Below are 17,862 nucleotides of genomic sequence, written 5' to 3' on the forward strand. Positions count from 1 at the left end.
GTCACATGACCTAGGCCTGGGGTCCGGAATGTCCTGATCGACACCGGCATTGCACATGCGGTTCCTGATCGACGACGTCCCGGCCACTCGGACCGACTGAGACGCCATTGTGCGGTAGATTCACCCCGTGACCGGTCTCACTCCTCCACGAACGCGGGCGGACCGACGCAGCTCCATCGAGAACGGGCAGGCCGACTCGATCACGGCCGCGGCCATCGTCGAGTTCCGACGGTCCGGGGTCCGCCGCGCCAGCATCGACCGCATCGCCGCCGAGGCCGGCATCAGCCGCAGCACCCTCTACCGGCGATTCCCCACAAAAGAGAATTTGCTGGCCGAGGTCATCCAGCGACTTCGCCGCGACTACGCGCGCGAGATCGACGTCGCGGTCGGCGGCCGGGACCCACGCACCACGGTGATCGAGACCTTCGTCATCGGGGTGACCGGCTTCCGCTCCGATGACCTCATCCAGAAGATCCTGGCCGATCAGCCCGATGCGCTGGAGATGTTCGTCGGGTTCGAGGCCCCCCAGGTCGAGGAGATGGTGGAGTCGTTCAGCCGGGGCATCGCCGGAACCCTGCGCACGGCGGGTGCGTCGATGCCCGACACCGACCTGTGGCAGGTCGCCGAACTCGTGTTCCGGTTGATCACCTCGTTCGCGCTGACCCCCACCCCCGCCCTCGACACCGCCGACGCCGACGCGGTCCGCGCCTACGCCCGGAAGTTCATCGCGCCGCTGGTCTGGTGACGCGGCCGCCCCCGGGCGATTGCCCAGGGGCGGTGACGAACTCGTCGATGCGGCTCAGTGCGCCTCCTCCACCGAATGCGAGTTGGTCAGCATCATCGCACCCCATCCGGCGACGACACCGACGATGACGGCCAGTACCGCGTAGGTGATCCGCTCGCCGTGGAAGAACGAGGCCACGAGTTCCGGACTCCACACCCCGCTCGGCAGGCTGACCGTGACCAAGGCGGCGATAGACGTGCCGACGACGGCGGTCCCGATGCTGGTGCCGACCTCCTGTGCGGTGTCGTTGAGCGAGGTGCCCATCGAGGTCCGGTTCTCCGGCATCGCGTCGACGAGGGCGACGGCGCAGATGGTCATGACCGTACGCAGGCCGATGGTCATGACGACCATGCACACCGCGATCGCGAGGTATCCGTGATCGACGCCCCAGGCCAGACCGGCCAGCGAACCGGCGAGCAGGATCGCACCGACGATGCACGCGATCCGATGCCCGTACCTCTTGGCCAGCCCCTCCGAGATTGGGGTGGCCGCGATCATCGTGACGATCATCGGGAGGTTGGCCAGACCGGCCTTCATCGGGCTCCAGCCGTAGGCGTACTGGAAGTGCAGAATCAGCCCGAACATCACCCCGGCCATCGCGATCGAGGTACCGATCTGGGCGACCGCGGCGCCGCGGACGGCGCCGAACCGGAAGATGGTCAGGTCCAGCATCGGCTGTGCGGTGCGGCGCTCATGCCAGATGAAGGCGACCACGGCGACGATCGCGCCCACCGCGCATCCAATGGTCGGGACCGAGACCCAGCCATACTCGACGCCGCTGGTCAGCATGTAGCAGGCCGCTCCGATGGCGGCGATGCTCAAGACCGCGCCGGGAAGATCGAGCCGGTCGCCGGTCAGATCCTGCGGGCGGTCGGCGGGCACTCCGGCCCGCACCCCGATCCAGGCGATGAGCGCGATCGGGGCGTTGATCACCAGCAGCCACTCCCACCGGAGATGGGTCAGCACGGTGCCGCCGAGCAGCGGCCCGAGGATGAAACCACTCATGCCGACGATGATCATGATCGTCATCGCCCGCATTCGCAGCGTGTCGGACTCGAAGAGCCGGAACACCAGCGAGTTGGTGATCGGGGCCATTGCGGCGGCCGCGATGCCGAGGGCGGCGCGCAGCACGATCAGCTCACCGGCGGAGTTCACGAAGATCACCGCAAGGCTGATCAGCCCGAAGGCCGCGAGTCCGTAGAGCAGCACCCGACGGCGGCCGAGTCGGTCGGCGGCCGACCCCGCGGTGAGCAGCAGGCCACCGAAGGTCAGCGAGTACGCGCCGGTCACCCACTGCAGGGCAGTGGTGCCGCTGCCCAGGTCACGGCCGATCGTCGGCAGGGCGATGGTGAGCAGGGTGTTGTCGACCATCTCCACGAAAAAGGCCATACACAGGGCAGCGAGCGGGATCCAGGCTGCCCGCAGCGACCCGTAGGTGCGGGTCGGGAGCGATTCGGTTGCCGAGGTCATCGGAACCACCTCCTTCAGTATCGAACGTTGTTCGTTTGTCGAACGTGGTTCGATAATAGAACGTCGTTCGATATGTCGCAAGGCCGCTGCGTGGCGGTGTGATGAGATGGGTGTCATGGCACCCGGAGCACGCACAACCCGTCGGCGCGCGTCACATTCGATGGAGACCGTCATCGAGGCGGCCGTGGCCCTGCTCGACGAGTCCGGCGAATCGGCCCTGACCTTCCGCGCGCTCGCCGCCCGGCTCGGCGGCGGCGTCGGCAGTATCTACTGGTACGTGTCCAATAAGGACGAACTCCTCGACCGTGCCACCGACCACGTGGTGGCGGGCATCCTCGCCGACCTGGAGAACATGCGCGACGCCGAGGATCCGATCGACAACATTCGCGCGATCGCCGAGACCGTCTTCGCTGCGATAGTCCAAAGACCTTGGCTTGCTTCGTATTTCATGCGCAACACCACCGTCCAGTCCAACGCGCTGGATCTGTACGAACGCATCGGTGAACAGGCGATGCGGCTGGATCTCTCCCCGCGGAAGGCCTTCCACGCGGTCTCGGCGGTACTCGGCTACGTCATCGGCGTGGCCGCCGACCTGGGTCAGGAACCGCCCCAGGAGGTGGTGGACGGCACCACCTCACGCGAGGCCTACCTGGGCCGCGTGGTCGATCAATGGCGGGCACTCGACGCGACGAAGTACCCATACATGCACTACATCGTCGACGAGTTCGAGGGCCACGACGACGCCGACCAGTTCCGTTCCGGCCTCGAACTCATCCTCGCGGGGCTGCGATTGCAGGCCGGCCGGGGGTGAGGACGTCGCGTCGGCGGAGAGCTCGCGCAGTTGACCCCCGGTCGCGACATCGACACACCGACGACAACGGCCCCCACACCGAAAGGTGTGGGGGCCGTTGGTCTGTGACCCTGCGTTGTGTCGCTGCGCAGAGTGACTAGCGGTAGTCGCCTCCGGAGAAGCCGTAGTCGTCGAGCGGCACCGCAGCGCCCGACGGGGCACCGAAGGTGCCGTCCGGGCTGTAGTAGGTGTCGTCGTAGGCGGGCATCGCGTACGCCGCGGCGCGCGCCTCCTCGGTCGGCTGAACCTGGATGTTGCGGTACCGGTTGATGCCGGTACCGGCCGGGATCAACTTACCGATGATCACGTTCTCCTTCAGACCGATCAGCTTGTCGCTGCGGCTGTTGATGGCCGCATCGGTCAGGACACGCGTGGTCTCCTGGAACGACGCCGCCGACAGCCACGACTCGGTTGCCAACGAGGCCTTGGTGATACCCATCAGCACCGGACGTCCGGCGGCGGGCTCGCCACCCTCACTGACCACCTGACGGTTCGCGGACTCGAACTCGGCGCGCTCGACGAGCGAACCGGGCAGGAACTCCGTGGCACCGTGATCGATGATCGTCACGCGACGCAGCATCTGACGCACGATGGTCTCGATGTGCTTGTCGTGGATCGACACACCCTGGCTGCGGTAGACCTCCTGGACCTCGTTGACCAGGTGCACCTGCACCTGACGCGGACCCATGACGCGCAGCACCTCATGCGGGTTCGCCGAACCCTCCATCAGCTGCTGACCCACGTCGACGTGGTCACCGTCGGCGAGCAGACGCTCGGAGCCGTCGTCGTGCTTGAACACACGCAGTCGCTGACGCTTCGAGATCTTGTCGTAGACAACCTCTTCCGATCCGTCATCGGGGATGATCGTGATCTTGTAGAAGCGGTCGTCGTCCTCCAGACGCACCCGGCCGGAGACCTCCGCGATCGGCGCGACACCCTTGGGCACGCGCGCCTCGAAGAGCTCCTGCACACGCGGCAGACCACCGGTGATGTCGTCACCGACGCCACCCTGGTGAAAGGTACGCATGGTCAGCTGGGTTCCGGGCTCACCGATCGACTGGGCGGCGATGATACCGACGGCCTCGCCGATGTCGACGAGCTTGCCGGTGGCCATCGAACGGCCGTAGCACATCGCGCACACGCCGGTGCCGGTCGCACACGTCAGGACCGAACGGACCTTCACCGAGGTGATGCCGGCGGCCAGCAGTGCCTCGATGGCCGGGTCGCCCAGGTCGTGTCCACGCTCGACGATGACGTTGCCGTTCTCGTCGAGGGCGTCGGCGGCGAGGGTGCGGGCGTAGGCGCTGGTCTCCACATGCGCGTCACGGATGATCGACCCGTCCGGCTGCTTCTCACCAAGCGACACCACGATGCCGCGTTCGGTGTTGCAGTCGGTCTCGCGAACGATCACGTCCTGGCTGACGTCCACCAGACGACGGGTCAGGTAACCCGAGTCGGCGGTGCGAAGTGCGGTGTCGGCCAGACCCTTTCGGGCACCGTGGGTGTTGATGAAGTACTCCAGCACGGTCAGGCCCTCACGGAAGGAGGACTTGATCGGACGCGGGATGAACTCACCCTTCGGGTTGGTCACCAGACCCTTCATGCCCGACAGGTTACGAACCTGCGTCAGGTTACCGGTGGCACCCGACTTCGGGATCATGATGATCGGGTTGTCCTCGGGGTAGTACTCCTCCATGACCTTGCCGACCTCTTCGGTGGCCTGCTTCCAGATCTCGACCAGCGCGTCGCGCCGCTCATCCGGGGTCAGGGCACCGCGCTGGAACTTGCGCTCCAGACCGTCGGCACGCTCCTCGTAACGTTCGAGGATCTCGGTCTTGGCCGGCGGCACGAGCACGTCGGCCATCGACACGGTGACACCCGAACGGGTGGCCCAGTAGAAGCCGACGTCCTTGAGCTTGTCGACGGTCTGCGCGACGACGATCATCGGATAACGCTCGGCGAGATCGTTGATGATCGCGGCCTGACGCTTCTTCGGCATCTGCTCGTCGACGAACGGGTACTCGATCGGCAGCAGCTCGTTGAACAGCACCCGACCCAGGGTCGTGATGGTGGTCCACGGCTGCCCGTAACGCCAACCGTCCGGATACTCCTGCGCCTCGACGTCGGCCGGCGGACGTTGGTCGGTCAGCCGCACCTTGATGCGCGACTGCACGGTCAGCACCCCACGGTCGACGGCCATGATGGCCTCCGACGGGCTGGAGTAGACGCCCTCTTCCGGGGTGTCCGCGGTGGCCGCCCGGTACTCGCCTGCCGCACCCTCCTTCAGGGTGGTCAGGTAGAACAGGCCGGTCACCATGTCCAGACGCGGCATGGCCAGCGGGCGACCCGAGGCCGGCGAGAGGATGTTGTTCGAGGACAGCATCAGGATGCGGGCCTCGGACTGTGCCTCCGCGCTCAGCGGCAGGTGCACGGCCATCTGGTCACCGTCGAAGTCGGCGTTGAACGCCTCACACACCAGCGGGTGCAGCTGGATGGCCTTGCCCTCCACCAGCTGCGGCTCGAAGGCCTGGATACCGAGGCGGTGCAGCGTCGGCGCACGGTTCAGCAGAACCGGGTGCTCGGCGATGACCTCTTCGAGGACGTCCCACACGGCGGGACGCTGACGCTCCACCATGCGCTTGGCCGACTTGATGTTCTGGGCCTGGTTGAGATCGACCAGACGCTTCATCACGAACGGCTTGAACAGCTCGAGCGCCATCAGCTTGGGCAGACCACACTGGTGCAGCTTGAGCTGCGGGCCGACGACGATGACCGAACGGCCCGAGTAGTCGACGCGCTTACCGAGCAGGTTCTGACGGAAACGACCCTGCTTGCCCTTGAGCAGATCGCTCAACGACTTCAGCGGACGGTTGCCCGGTCCGGTGACCGGACGGCCGCGGCGGCCGTTGTCGAACAGGGCGTCCACCGACTCCTGCAGCATCCGCTTCTCGTTGTTGACGATGATCTCGGGGGCACCGAGGTCGATCAGTCGCTTGAGGCGGTTGTTGCGGTTGATGACGCGGCGGTACAGGTCGTTCAGGTCGGAGGTCGCGAAGCGGCCACCGTCGAGCTGCACCATCGGACGCAGCTCCGGCGGGATCACCGGCACGGCGTCGAGCACCATACCCAGCGGCGAATTGCCGGACTGCTGGAAAGCGGCCACGACCTTCAGTCGCTTGAGCGCACGCAGCTTCTTCTGGCCCTTGCCGCTGCGGATGGTCTCGCGCAGCGACTCGGCCTCGGCGTCGATGTCGAAGGTCTCCAGGAGCTTCTTGATCGCCTCGGCACCCATCGCACCGGTGAAGTACTCGCCGTAGCGGTCCTGCAGCTGGTGGTAGAGCTTCTCGTCGATGATCAGGTCACCGGGGGCGAGCTTGACGAACTTGTCCCACAGTTCCTCGAGACCGTCGAGTTCACGCTGCGCGGCGTCGCGCATGCGCTTCATCTCACGCTCGGCACCGTCCTTGACCTTGCGGCGCACGTCGGCCTTGGCACCCTCGGCCTCGAGTTCGGCGACATCGGCCTCGAGCTTGGCCGACCGCTCGTTGAGGTCGACGTCGCGCTGATCGGCGACAGCCTTCTTCTCGACCTCCATCTCGGCCTCGAGCGTCGACAGCTCGTTGTGACGCAGCTCGTCGTCGACGGAGGTGATCACGTAGGCGGCGAAGTAGATGATCTTCTCGAGATCCTTCGGCGCGAGGTCGAGCAGGTAGCCCAACCGGCTCGGCACACCCTTGAAGTACCAGATGTGGGTGACCGGTGCGGCGAGCTCGATGTGACCCATCCGCTCGCGGCGGACCTTGGCCTTGGTGACCTCGACGCCGCAGCGCTCGCAGATGATGCCCTTGAAGCGCACACGCTTGTACTTGCCGCAGTAGCACTCCCAGTCGCGAGTCGGTCCGAAGATCTTCTCGCAGAACAGGCCGTCCTTCTCCGGCTTGAGCGTGCGGTAGTTGATGGTCTCGGGCTTCTTGACCTCGCCGTACGACCAGTTGTGGATGTCATCGGCCGTCGCAAGACCGATCTTCAGTTCGTCGAAGTAGTTGACGTCGAGCACTCTATGCCTTCCCTGAGCAAGCTCTTGAATTCGACTGAATGGGGGTGACACGTGGGGGCTTGTGCAGCCCCCACGTGCGCTGGTCAGTTCGCGAGGTCGTCGACCGTGGCCGACTCGTTGCGCGACAGGTTGATGCCGAGGTTGGCCGCGGCGCGCTCGAGATCCTCGTCGTCGGTGTCGGCCATCTCGATCGCGGCGCCGTCACTGGACAGCACCTCGACGTTGAGGCAGAGCGACTGGAGCTCCTTGAGGAGCACCTTGAACGACTCGGGGATGCCGGGCTCGGGGATGTTCTCGCCCTTGACGATGGCCTCGTACACCTTCACGCGGCCGACCACGTCGTCCGACTTGATCGTCAGCAGCTCCTGCAGGGTGTAGGCGGCGCCGTAGGCCTGCATGGCCCAGCACTCCATCTCACCGAAGCGCTGGCCACCGAACTGGGCCTTACCGCCGAGCGGCTGCTGGGTGATCATCGAGTACGGACCGGTCGAGCGGGCGTGGATCTTGTCGTCGACCAGGTGGTGCAGCTTGATGATGTACATGTAGCCGACCGACACCGGGTACGGGAACGGCTCGCCGGAACGACCGTCGAACAGCGTCGCCTTGCCGTCGCCGTTGACCATCACCTCACCGTCGCGGTTGGGCAGCGTCGAGGACAGCAGTCCGGTCAGCTCCTCCTCACGCGCACCGTCGAACACCGGGGTGGCGGTGTTGGTGTCGGGAGCCGACGAGTACATGTCCTCGGGCAGCTTCGACGCCCAGTCGGGCACACCGCTTGCGACGTCGATGTTCCAGCCGGCCTTGGCGATCCACCCGAGGTGGGTCTCCAGGATCTGGCCGATGTTCATACGACGCGGCACACCGTGGGTGTTCAGGATGATGTCGACCGGGGTGCCGTCGGGCAGGAACGGCATGTCCTCCTGCGGGAGGATCTTGCCGATGACGCCCTTGTTGCCGTGCCGGCCGGCCAGCTTGTCGCCGTCCTGGATCTTGCGCTTCTGCGCGACGTAGACGCGGACGAGTTCGTTGACGCCCGGGGGCAGATCGTCGTCGTCGTCGCGACTGAACACGCGCACACCGATGACCTTGCCGGTCTCGCCGTGCGGCACCTTCAGCGAGGTGTCGCGCACCTCGCGGGCCTTCTCACCGAAGATGGCACGCAGCAGACGCTCCTCCGGGGTCAGTTCGGTCTCGCCCTTCGGGGTGACCTTGCCGACCAGGACGTCGCCGTCGCGGACCTCGGCACCGATGCGGACGATGCCGCGCTCGTCGAGATCGGCGAGCACCTCGTCGGAGACGTTCGGGATGTCCCGAGTGATCTCCTCGGCACCGAGCTTGGTGTCGCGGGCGTCGATCTCGTGCTCCTCGATGTGGATCGAGGTGAGGGTGTCCTCCTCGACGAGACGCTGGCTCAGGATGATCGCGTCCTCGTAGTTGTGACCCTCCCACGGCATGATCGCCACGAGGAGGTTCTTTCCGAGGGCCATCTCACCGTTCTCGGTGCAGGGGCCGTCGGCGAGGACCTGGCCGGACTCGACGCGCTGCCCCTCGTCCACGATCGGACGCTGGTTGGCGCAGGTGCCGTGGTTGGAGCGGGCGAACTTGCGCATCCGGTAGGTGTCGCGGGTGCCGTCGTCGGCCATCACGGTGATGTAGTCGGCGGAGACCTCCTCGACCACACCGGTCTTGCCGGAGACGATGACGTCACCGGCGTCGACGGCGGCACGCAGCTCCATGCCGGTACCGACCAGCGGCGACTCGTTGCGCACCAGCGGCACGGCCTGACGCTGCATGTTCGCACCCATCAGTGCGCGGTTGGCGTCGTCGTGCTCGAGGAACGGGATCATCGCGGTCGCGACGGAGACCATCTGGCGCGGCGACACGTCGAGGTATTCGACCTGCGCGGCGGAGACGAACTCCACCTCCGAGCCCTTCTTACGCACCAGCACGCGATCGTCGGTGATGTTGCCGTCGAGGTCGTAGGCGGTGTTGGCCTGCCCGATGAGGTAACGATCCTCCTCGTCGGCGGTCATGTACTCGATGGTGTCGGAGACGACACCGTCGATCACCTTGCGGTACGGGGTCTCGATGAAGCCGAACGGGTTGACCCGCGCGTACACCGACAGCGAACCGATCAGGCCGATGTTCGGGCCTTCCGGGGTCTCAATCGGGCACATGCGGCCGTAGTGGCTGGGGTGCACGTCGCGCACCTCGAGGCCGGCGCGCTCACGGCTCAGACCACCCGGGCCCAGCGCAGACAGACGACGCTTGTGCGTCAGACCCGACAGCGGGTTGTTCTGGTCCATGAACTGCGACAGCTGGCTGGTGCCGAAGAACTCCTTGATCGCCGCCACGACGGGACGGATGTTGATCAGGGTCTGCGGGGTGATCGCCTCGACGTCCTGGGTGGTCATGCGCTCACGCACGACACGCTCCATACGCGAGAGGCCCACGCGGATCTGGTTCTGGATCAGCTCGCCGACGGTACGCAGACGACGGTTGCCGAAGTGGTCGATGTCGTCGACCTCGATCGGCACGTCGAGCGATTCCGGCCCTGCCACCTTGGCAAACGACACGGTGTGCGGGTCGGCGTCGTGCAGGCGCACCAGGTACTCGACGGTCGCGGCGATGTCCTCACGGGTGAGGGTCGCCTCGCCGGTCATCGGGTTGTCGGTGAGACCGAGCTTCTTGTTGACCTTGTAACGGCCGACGCGGGCCAGGTCGTAGCGCTTCTCCTTGAAGAACAGGTTCTCCAGCAGGTTCTCCGCGGACTCCTTGGTCGGCGGCTCGCCCGGACGCAGCTTGCGGTAGACCTCGAGCAGCGCCTCGTCCTGGTTGGCGGTGTTGTCCTTCTCCAGGGTGGACATCATGATCTCGGAGAATCCGAAGCGCTCGGAGATCTCCTCGTTCGTCCAGCCGAGGGCCTTGAGCAGCACGGTGACCGGCTGGCGGCGCTTGCGGTCGATGCGGACACCGACGGTGTCGCGCTTGTCGACGTCGAACTCGAGCCAGGCGCCGCGGCTCGGGATCACCTTGACGGTGTGCAGCGTCTTCTCGGTGGTCTTGTCGATGTTGGCATCGAAGTACACGCCGGGGCTGCGCACGAGCTGGCTCACCACGACACGCTCGGTGCCGTTGATGATGAAGCTGCCCTTGTCGGTCATGATCGGGAAGTCGCCCATGAACACGGTCTGCGACTTGATCTCACCGGTGTTGTTGTTGATGAACTCCGCGGTGACGAACAGGGGCGCCGCGTAGGTCATGTCCTTGTCCTTGCACTCCTCGACGGAGGCCTTGACCTCGTCGAAGTGTGGGTCGGAGAAGGACAGCGACATCGATCCCGAGAAGTCCTCGATCGGGGACAGCTCGTGCAGGATGTCTTCGAGTCCGCCGGTGGGGCGCTCGTCGCCGCGGCTGATCGCCTTGGCGCGCCATTCCGGCGATCCGACGAGCCATTCGAACGAGTCGAGTTGGAGATCCAGGAGGCCCGGTACCTCCAGGGGTTCGCTGATTTTTGCGAACGAGGCGCGGTGTGGTGCGCCGGGGATGGTGGTTGAGGTGGACTGGCGGTCGACTGCCAAGGTGCGTCCTTCCAACACGATGTGTTCACTGCCTAGCGTGGTGTGGCTGATAGGGCCGTTCGCTGGTGACAAACCTGGATCGGCGATCACCGCAGCTCACACAAGGTGACTGGAAGGAGAATCGTTAGATGGACAGGAGGCAGCCAGCGCAACGTCCAACTATAGCAGGAAAGAGACACCCTATGTCAAGCAGGCGTGAACGCAACCGCCGACCGGTGTCGTGAGAGCGAGTCGCGCGATGGCTGCCGACGCGATATTCGCTGGTGACAGATTGGCCCGCCGGGGGCCCCACGTCAAGCGCTACGCGCAGATTTGTGGAAGAAAAGTTCGAATGACACCGCGATTTTCACGACTGTCTACAGGTCGGTGAACTTCTCGACGAGCCACTGGTCACCCTGCTTGACCATCGACACCTGATACCGCGAGATCAGGCTCTGCGTCGGCGCGCCGTTGGCGGTGCCCGACACGACGAAGTTCACCAACAGGGTGGCCGTCGAGCCGTCGGCGTCGCCGGACATGTCCGACACCCCGATCGCGTCGACCTTGCAGTCGTTGGTCACCTCTTGCTGACCGAACTGCTCCTTGATCGCCGGCACCGCGGTGTTGAACTGACTCAGCGCCTCACCGGTCATCATCGGCCGGACCTCGCCGACCCACTTGTCGAAGTCCTTGCTCCGGGCCGAGTTGATGGTGCAGATCTTGGTCTGCGCCTGACCGGTGAGGTCGGTGGTCGCGGCCTGGTCGATGAATGCCCGGTTGGGACCGATGGTCGCGCCCGGATGCAGTCCGAGTACCAGGGCGACGATCCCCAGCACCACCGCCACCGCGCCGACGATCGCGATCAGCCGCGTCGAGTACCAGGAGAACTCACGGGAACGCTTCTGGGACTTGACCTTTCGGCCCGGACCCGTCTTGCTGCCGGCTTTCCCGCCGGCCGACTCGGGCTGCGGTTTGATCGTCGACACACGCGCCACCGTCCGCTTCTTCGCGGTGGGTTTGGTGGTGTCGACGGTCGTATCGGGTTTGGTGGTGTCGGCTTCGGTGGCGGCGTCGGACTTCGACGCGTCGTCCTCGGCCTCCTCGTCGTCCGCGTCGGCCGCGTCGTCCTCGTCACGCTTGGTCAGCGAGACGGTGGCCTTGTCGGTCGCGGACACGGGAGCGCTGTCAGTGGAATCCTGAGCGCTGTCAGTGACCTCGGGAGCGCTGTCAGCGGAGTCCTGAGCGCTGTCAACGTCAGGCAGAGCGCTGTTAACGTCAGGCTGAGCGCTGTCAACGGTGTCTTGAGCGCTGTCAGTGACCTCGGGAGCGCTGTCAACGTCAGCACGAGCGCTGTCAGTGACCTCGGGGCGCTGCTGCGAGCCGGCGACCTTGGGTCGGTAGCCGGGGCGTCGTTGTTGTGGTTTGCGGGCCATCAGTTACCACCTGCCGGAGCCTGGGTCGGGGCGGGTGTGGCCGCCGACTCGGTGGGAGCAGCGCTGGTCGAACCGTCGTCGGCGTAGGAGATGCCGTCGAGCGGGCTCACCTTGATGGCCTTCCAGGTGTCGTCGAACTTCTGCATGCCGACCAAAAAGCCCATCGTGCTCGGCGTCTCGGTGGCCTGACCGGGCATCTTGCCGGTGACGGCGAGGTACACCAGGATCTGCGCGGTGCCGTCGTCGGCGCTCACCTCGGTGGGAGCCGAGCGAACCACCCGCGACGTCGTCGAACCGACCTGGTCACCGGCGGACTGCAGCTGCGGGTCCAGCGTGGCCACGACCTGCTGACGAACCTGCTCGAGCGCGTCGCCGGCGAAGCTGGCCTGCAGCCGCTGGTTGAACGCATTCATGTTCTTCGGGTCGATCGTCGTCACATTGAGCATCGCCTGCTCGGCGGCGCCGGTGGCGTCGTCGCGGGCCTGCTGCGCCGGGTTCTCCACCGCATACACCTGGTATGCCCGGTACCCGTAGTACGCAACGCATCCCAGCGCCGCGATCACCGCGAGCACCGCGACAACGGCGGCGACCTTGCGGATCAGGACATCATTCTTCGTCGTCATCGCGCGTCACTGTAACGATCGGACCTGAGAGGTTGCCAATCACGCCAACCGCTCCCCTGCCGCCGCGTCACCCGCCCACGCCGTAGCCGAATCCACCCGGCTTCACCGGACGCACACCCAACAGATAGGCAAGCTGGGTGGCCAGCGGATTGAGGTTCAGCTTGTCCGGATCCTTCTTCGGCGTGGAGTCCCACGGCTGCACGGTGTCCGGATTCGCGTACTCGACGCGCTGCGCGCTCCGCACACCGGTCGGATTGCCGAACGGCACGTCACACGACGCGTTCGTGTTGAACGGGAAGTCGTCGTAGCGGATGTCGAAGGTGGGGTCGCGCTCCTTGATCTTCTTGATCATCTCGTTCGTGCTCTCATAACCCTTGGTGCACGCCGGCGGGTTGTTGGTCTCCAGCACGATGCCGAAGTGGATCTGCCCGTCACCCGGTGCCGGGGAGTGGCTGCCCGCCGACAATGCCGAGAGCATCGCGAAGGTCCCCGACGTCATGAAGGTGGCCGGCTGGATCTCGCGGGCCACCCCGGCCAGATCGCCGACGACCTTGCCCAGATCGTTGCCGTTCTTCTGAATCAGCTCCGAGAGTTGCGTCGCCGAGGCGATGCCATTGGTGAGCAGCCGGCGCACATCCGGATCCGCCGACGCCAGCGTCGCGGTGACCAGGTTCAGGTTGCGTGACCACGTCAGGATCTCGTCGGACTGCGCCGCCTGGGTGGACAGCACCACATCGGAACTCTGGATCAGCGAGATGGTGTCACTGAGATTGTCCGCACCCGCCTTGGCCAGGGTGTTCAGCGAGTCGACCAGCCGCGTCAGGTTGTCGCTCTGCCCGTTGAACGCCTTGCCGAGTTCGACGATGACGGTGTGCAGATCGTCCACCGGAATCGAGTCGGTGAAGTTGACCGCGGAGGCCACCACATCTTCCAGCGGCGCCGGGATCGACACCTTGTCCGGTTCGATCGTCGACCCGTCCTGCAGGTACGGACCCGACGTCGACCCGGACGGCTGCAGATCGATGAACTGCTCACCGATCGCCGAGCGTTCGGCCACCACCGCGACCGCCGACGCGGGGATGTCCGGGCCGTCGGAATCCATCTCGAGGGTGACGTTCACGCCGGTCTGCGTCAGTGTCATCGCACCCACGCGACCGGCCGGGATACCCATGTAGGTGACCTCGGCGTTGGTGAAGATGCCACCGGACTGCTTCATCTCGGCGGTCACCGTGTAGGTGCCCACGCCGACGAGCTTGTCCAGGCGTGCGTACTTGGCGCCGACGTAGACGATCGCGAGGATGCCGACGACGGTGAAGGCGATCAACTGGATCTTCACGAGCTTGCTGATCATGAACTCACCCCCATCGACGCCAGTGTCTTGTCGAGAATGCCCTGTCCCTGGGCCGGCACCGGGGCGTAGGTGGCCGGATAGGTACCGCCCGACGGCGGTGTGTTCGGCCCGGGCCGGGAGTTGCTCGCCGGCGGCAGCAACGTGACCGTCGGCCACCCGTACCGCGGACCGTTGCCGTTGTAGTACGGGTTGGCGCTGTTGACCGGCACCTGGTGACGTTTCGGCGGCGAATAGACCGGGTTGCCCTGGCCGACGCCGAGCGCCTCGAGCTGGTTGAGCGTGCGCAGATCCAGCGTCATGAACAGGTTGGTCGAATCACCTTGCACCGCGGGCAGCAACGAATCCGGGAACGGATGGGTCAGCATCAGCGGTGCCGCGGTGATCAGATCCGGTGCGGCCTTGGACAATTCGGTCAGCACCGGACGCAACGCCTTGAGGTCGGTGACGATCTCCTCACGCGCCCGGCCGAGCACATCGGTGCCGACCTCGCCGAGCTTGTCGAGCTTGGTGAGCAGATCCACGAACTGCGGACGCTGCTCCTCGAGCACGGCCACACCGGCCGGGAGCTCCTTGAGGATGCGGTCGATCTGCTCGGTCTGCGCCGCGGCCCGCGACGACAACTTGTCGAGTCCGTCGATCGCGGTGATGATGTCGTCGCGTTGCCGGTTGAGGGAGGCGATCAGCGTCGAGGCGTTGTTCAGCAGCCCCCTCCACTGATTGGTCCGGCCCTCGAACGCCTTGTTCAGTTCGGTGACGATCGGCTGCAGCTGATTGAGGCCGCCACCGTTGAGCAGCATCGACAGCGCACCGAGCACCTGCTCGATGTCGGTGGCGGTGCGGGTGCGGTCCAGCGGGATCGGCTGATCCGAACCCTGCCGCGGCGCCGAGGTGTCCTGCGCCGGGTCCTCCAGCGACACGAACTTCTCGCCGAGCAGCGAGGTCTGCTGCACCGCGGCCCGCGCCTCATCGGACAGGTCGACCTCGTTCTTCACCTTCACGGTCACCAGCGCATACCACTGGTTGTCGGGCACCTCGATGCTCGTGACGCGGCCGACGGCGATGCCGTTCTGCTTCACCGCCGACTGCGGCACCAGATCCAGGATGTCGCTGAACTGGATCGTGTAGGTGCGTGGATTGTCACCCACGTCGACGCCGCCGGGCAGCGGGATCGACTGGATACCGTTGCTGCCGCATCCGGCCACCAGCACCACCATGGTGAGCGCGGTGAACGCCCACACCATCCGGGCACGGATACCCCGCAGCCGCAGGGGTTTCCGAATCGATTGCAGACTCGCCATCTCAGTTCCCCCCGTTCCGGGTGCTCGGGGCGGTCGAGGTCGACGCAGGCGTCGGGGTGGTCGAGGTCGCTGCCGGACCCGGATTGAGGTTCTGATCGGGCGTGCCGGGAACCGTGCCCGGCACCGGGTACTGCTGCAGCTTGCCGTTGCTCATGATGCCGAACGGCAGCACCGGCAGGATCGGGGTGAGCACGTTGTCGTTGATCTGGTCGGCGATGTTGACGCACTGGTTGATCAACGGGGCGAGGGTATCACTGAACTGCGTCGCCGCCGGGTTGCCCGGCAGCAGCTGCCCGAGGTCGAGGAACTTGCACTGCGGGGCGAGCAGATTCTGCAGATCCGGGAGCGTCAATCGCATGGCGAGGGTGCCGGACTCGGCGTCGTAGGCGTTGATCAGGTTGTTGATCGTCAGCGGCAGCACCGTCAGCACCTCCTTCAGCGAAGTCTTCGTATCGAGCAGGGCCTGTGTGGTCGGCTGCAGATCCTTGAGCGTCTGACCGATCTGCTCCCGGTTGTCCTGCACGAACGTCGCCACGTCACCGAGGGCGTAGGACAGTTTGTTCAGGGCGGTGGCGAGTTGCTGGCGTTCACCGGCCAGGAAGCTGTTGAAGTCGGCCATCTGGGAGTTGAACTGGCGCACCTGCGCGTCGTTCTCCCGCAACGCCCCGACGAAGGTGTTCAGATTCTTGATCGTGTCGAACAGGTCGCCACTGGAATCCGACAGCGTGGTGCTCGCCTTGGACAGGTTCTCGATGGCCGAGCCGAGCTTGTCGCCGTTGCCGTCGAGGTTGGCCGCGCCGGTGCGGATCACCTCGGTGACCGCGCCGTCGGAGTTCGCGCCGTCCGGGCCGAGTGCCTCCGACAGTTTCTGGACGCTGGCATACACCTGGTCGATCTCGACGGGGACCATCGTCTGATCCCGCGAGAGCGTGATGTCGTTGCCGGCCTTCGGGCCGCCCGAGTAGGCGGGGGTGAGCTGCACGTACCGGTCGGCGACGACCGACGGGATGATCTGCACGGCCTTCACGTCGGCGGGCAGGTCGACGCCGCGGTCGACGGTCATCGTCACCTTCACGTTGTCGCCGTCGGGTTCGACGGAGTCGACCTTGCCGACGGCCACGCCGAGGACCCGGACATCGGAACCCTCGTAGATGCCGACCGACCGCGCGAAGGTCGCGGTGACCTTGGTGGTGCCGATGGCCGAGAACAGCCACCACAGCACTCCGGCGACGATCATCGCGATGATCACGCCGAAGATGATGTAGACGATGTGGCGTGGGGTGAACCAGCGGCCGGGTCCGGCCGTGGTGGTGAGATCGGGAGCGGCCGACATCATCCGGTTGCCTCCGTTCCACCGTTGTTCTGCAGCACCTGCTTGTTGGGCAGTCGCGTCGTGTTCTGCTGCGGCAATGCCGGCGGCAGCAGGTTGGTGACCACCGACTCGAACCAGCGGCCGTTGCCGAGCACGTTGGCGTAGAGCCGGTAGAACGGCGCCATGTTGGTGATCGCCGCCCGCAGGTTCGCGTTCTGCTTGGTCAGCAGTTCGTTGACGCCCTTGATGGCGTCGAGTGCCGGTCCGATCTGCTGCTCGTTGTCGCGCACGATGCCGGTCAGTGCCGTCGACAGACTCGTCGTACTGGCCAGCAGCGCGGAGATGTTCTTCTGCCGGTTGTTCAGTTCGTCGAGCAACTGACCGGCGCCGGCGATGAGCCTGACGAAGGTCTCGTTGCGGTCGGCGAGGATCTTGGAGGTGTCCTTGGTCGCGGCGAGCAACTTCTGCACCTGCTGATCGCGGCTGGCGATGGTGTTGGACAGCCGCGATATGCCGTCGAGTGCCGGCCCCATGTCGCCGGCGGTGCCGGAGAAGGCCTCCGACAGCGTCGACATCGACGTCGCCAACTGATCGGTGTCGAGATCCTCGATCTGGGTGGTCGCATCGGAGAACGCCTCGATGACGTCATACGGGCTGACCGTGTCGGTCAACGGCACACCCGGATCGGCGAGCTCGCTGCCGCGCGGGTTGAGCGCGAGGTACTTCTGCCCGAGCACCGTCTTGATCTGGATGGACGCCTGCGTCTGGTTGCCGATCCAGGTGTTGGACACGCGGAAGCGGACGTCGACGCGGTTGCCGTCGAGGGCCACGTCGGTGACCTCGCCGACCTTCACGCCGGCCACCCGCACCTCGTTGCCGGATTTGAGCCCGGCGGCCTCGGTGAACTTTGCCGTGTAGATGGCGGCCTGACCGACCAGCGGCAACGACGTCAGATAGAACGCCGAGATCGCCACCATGAGCAGGATCGCGATACCGATCCCGCCGATCGACACGGGGCTGCGATGACCCCCGAATCGACGATGCGGATGCGTGTTCTGCTTCGGTGCCGGCGCGGACTCGGCCCCCTGGGAGCCGTCTGCCGCGGTGTTGTCATGCTCGGTCAT

11 protein-coding genes are annotated in these 17,862 nt (G+C 65.7%); 2 read left to right on the forward strand and 9 right to left on the reverse strand.

Going from position 1 to position 17,862, the window contains the following annotated elements:
* Positions 1-127: 127 nt before the first annotated feature.
* Entirely contained in the window at positions 128-745 is a 618-nt protein-coding gene (locus ACWDPV_RS01020) for a TetR/AcrR family transcriptional regulator (protein ID WP_449741410.1), read from the forward strand.
* Positions 746-799: 54 nt separating this feature from the next.
* Here the strand turns inward: ACWDPV_RS01020 and ACWDPV_RS01025 are convergent, their stop codons facing one another.
* Positions 800-2,254 carry an MFS transporter gene (locus tag ACWDPV_RS01025; RefSeq protein WP_449741411.1) on the reverse strand — a complete coding sequence of 485 codons (1,455 nt, stop codon included), beginning with the start codon at positions 2,252-2,254 and terminating at the stop codon, positions 800-802.
* 115 nt (positions 2,255-2,369) lie between these two features.
* On the opposite strand from ACWDPV_RS01025, the gene ACWDPV_RS01030 reads away from it, so the two are divergent.
* Positions 2,370-3,065 carry a TetR/AcrR family transcriptional regulator gene (locus ACWDPV_RS01030; RefSeq protein WP_449741412.1) on the forward strand — a complete coding sequence of 232 codons (696 nt, stop codon included), beginning with the start codon at positions 2,370-2,372 and terminating at the stop codon, positions 3,063-3,065.
* A gap of 136 nt (positions 3,066-3,201) precedes the next feature.
* Here the strand turns inward: ACWDPV_RS01030 and ACWDPV_RS01035 are convergent, their stop codons facing one another.
* The 8 genes from ACWDPV_RS01035 to ACWDPV_RS01070 all read right to left on the reverse strand — a co-directional run bounded on the left by ACWDPV_RS01035 (position 3,202) and on the right by ACWDPV_RS01070 (position 17,862).
* Entirely contained in the window at positions 3,202-7,161 is a 3,960-nt protein-coding gene (locus ACWDPV_RS01035) for a DNA-directed RNA polymerase subunit beta' (RefSeq protein ID WP_449741413.1), read from the reverse strand.
* An 83-nt stretch (positions 7,162-7,244) separates the two neighbouring features.
* On the reverse strand, positions 7,245-10,742 hold the full coding sequence (gene rpoB / locus ACWDPV_RS01040) for a DNA-directed RNA polymerase subunit beta (RefSeq protein ID WP_449741414.1): 3,498 nt from the start codon (positions 10,740-10,742) through the stop codon (positions 7,245-7,247).
* Positions 10,743-11,098: 356 nt separating this feature from the next.
* Complete coding sequence (locus ACWDPV_RS01045) at positions 11,099-12,154, reverse strand: hypothetical protein (protein WP_449741415.1); 1,056 nt, start codon at positions 12,152-12,154, stop codon at positions 11,099-11,101.
* Complete coding sequence (locus ACWDPV_RS01050; RefSeq protein WP_449741416.1) at positions 12,154-12,777, reverse strand: hypothetical protein; 624 nt, start codon at positions 12,775-12,777, stop codon at positions 12,154-12,156. Before ACWDPV_RS01050 ends, ACWDPV_RS01045 begins: the two co-directional genes overlap by 1 nt.
* Positions 12,778-12,844: 67 nt before the next feature.
* On the reverse strand, positions 12,845-14,128 hold the full coding sequence (locus ACWDPV_RS01055) for an MCE family protein (RefSeq protein ID WP_449741417.1): 1,284 nt from the start codon (positions 14,126-14,128) through the stop codon (positions 12,845-12,847).
* Positions 14,125-15,369: an MCE family protein gene (locus ACWDPV_RS01060; protein ID WP_449741871.1), complete on the reverse strand. Its 1,245-nt coding sequence runs from the start codon at positions 15,367-15,369 to the stop codon at positions 14,125-14,127. Before ACWDPV_RS01060 ends, ACWDPV_RS01055 begins: the two co-directional genes overlap by 4 nt.
* Before the next feature lie 58 nt (positions 15,370-15,427).
* Positions 15,428-16,759: an MCE family protein gene (locus tag ACWDPV_RS01065; protein ID WP_449741872.1), complete on the reverse strand. Its 1,332-nt coding sequence runs from the start codon at positions 16,757-16,759 to the stop codon at positions 15,428-15,430.
* Complete coding sequence (locus ACWDPV_RS01070; RefSeq protein WP_449741418.1) at positions 16,759-17,862, reverse strand: MCE family protein; 1,104 nt, start codon at positions 17,860-17,862, stop codon at positions 16,759-16,761. The genes ACWDPV_RS01065 and ACWDPV_RS01070 overlap by 1 nt, the downstream gene beginning before the upstream one ends.

It is taken from the genome of Gordonia sp. NPDC003504, from assembly GCF_053587995.1.

What these genes read in the sequence shown, in the direction of transcription:
- ACWDPV_RS01025 (WP_449741411.1), bottom strand. Translation starts at nt 2,254, where the DNA reads ATGACCTCGGCAACCGAATCGCTCCCGACCCGCACCTACGGGTCGCTG.
- ACWDPV_RS01060 (WP_449741871.1), bottom strand. Translation starts at nt 15,369, where the DNA reads ATGGTGTGGGCGTTCACCGCGCTCACCATGGTGGTGCTGGTGGCCGGA.
- ACWDPV_RS01030 (WP_449741412.1), top strand. Translation starts at nt 2,370, where the DNA reads ATGGCACCCGGAGCACGCACAACCCGTCGGCGCGCGTCACATTCGATG.
- ACWDPV_RS01065 (WP_449741872.1), bottom strand. Translation starts at nt 16,759, where the DNA reads ATGTCGGCCGCTCCCGATCTCACCACCACGGCCGGACCCGGCCGCTGG.
- ACWDPV_RS01070 (WP_449741418.1), bottom strand. Translation starts at nt 17,862, where the DNA reads ATGACCGAGCATGACAACACCGCGGCAGACGGCTCCCAGGGGGCCGAG.
- ACWDPV_RS01050 (WP_449741416.1), bottom strand. Translation starts at nt 12,777, where the DNA reads ATGACGACGAAGAATGATGTCCTGATCCGCAAGGTCGCCGCCGTTGTC.
- ACWDPV_RS01045 (WP_449741415.1), bottom strand. Translation starts at nt 12,154, where the DNA reads ATGGCCCGCAAACCACAACAACGACGCCCCGGCTACCGACCCAAGGTC.
- ACWDPV_RS01055 (WP_449741417.1), bottom strand. Translation starts at nt 14,128, where the DNA reads ATGATCAGCAAGCTCGTGAAGATCCAGTTGATCGCCTTCACCGTCGTC.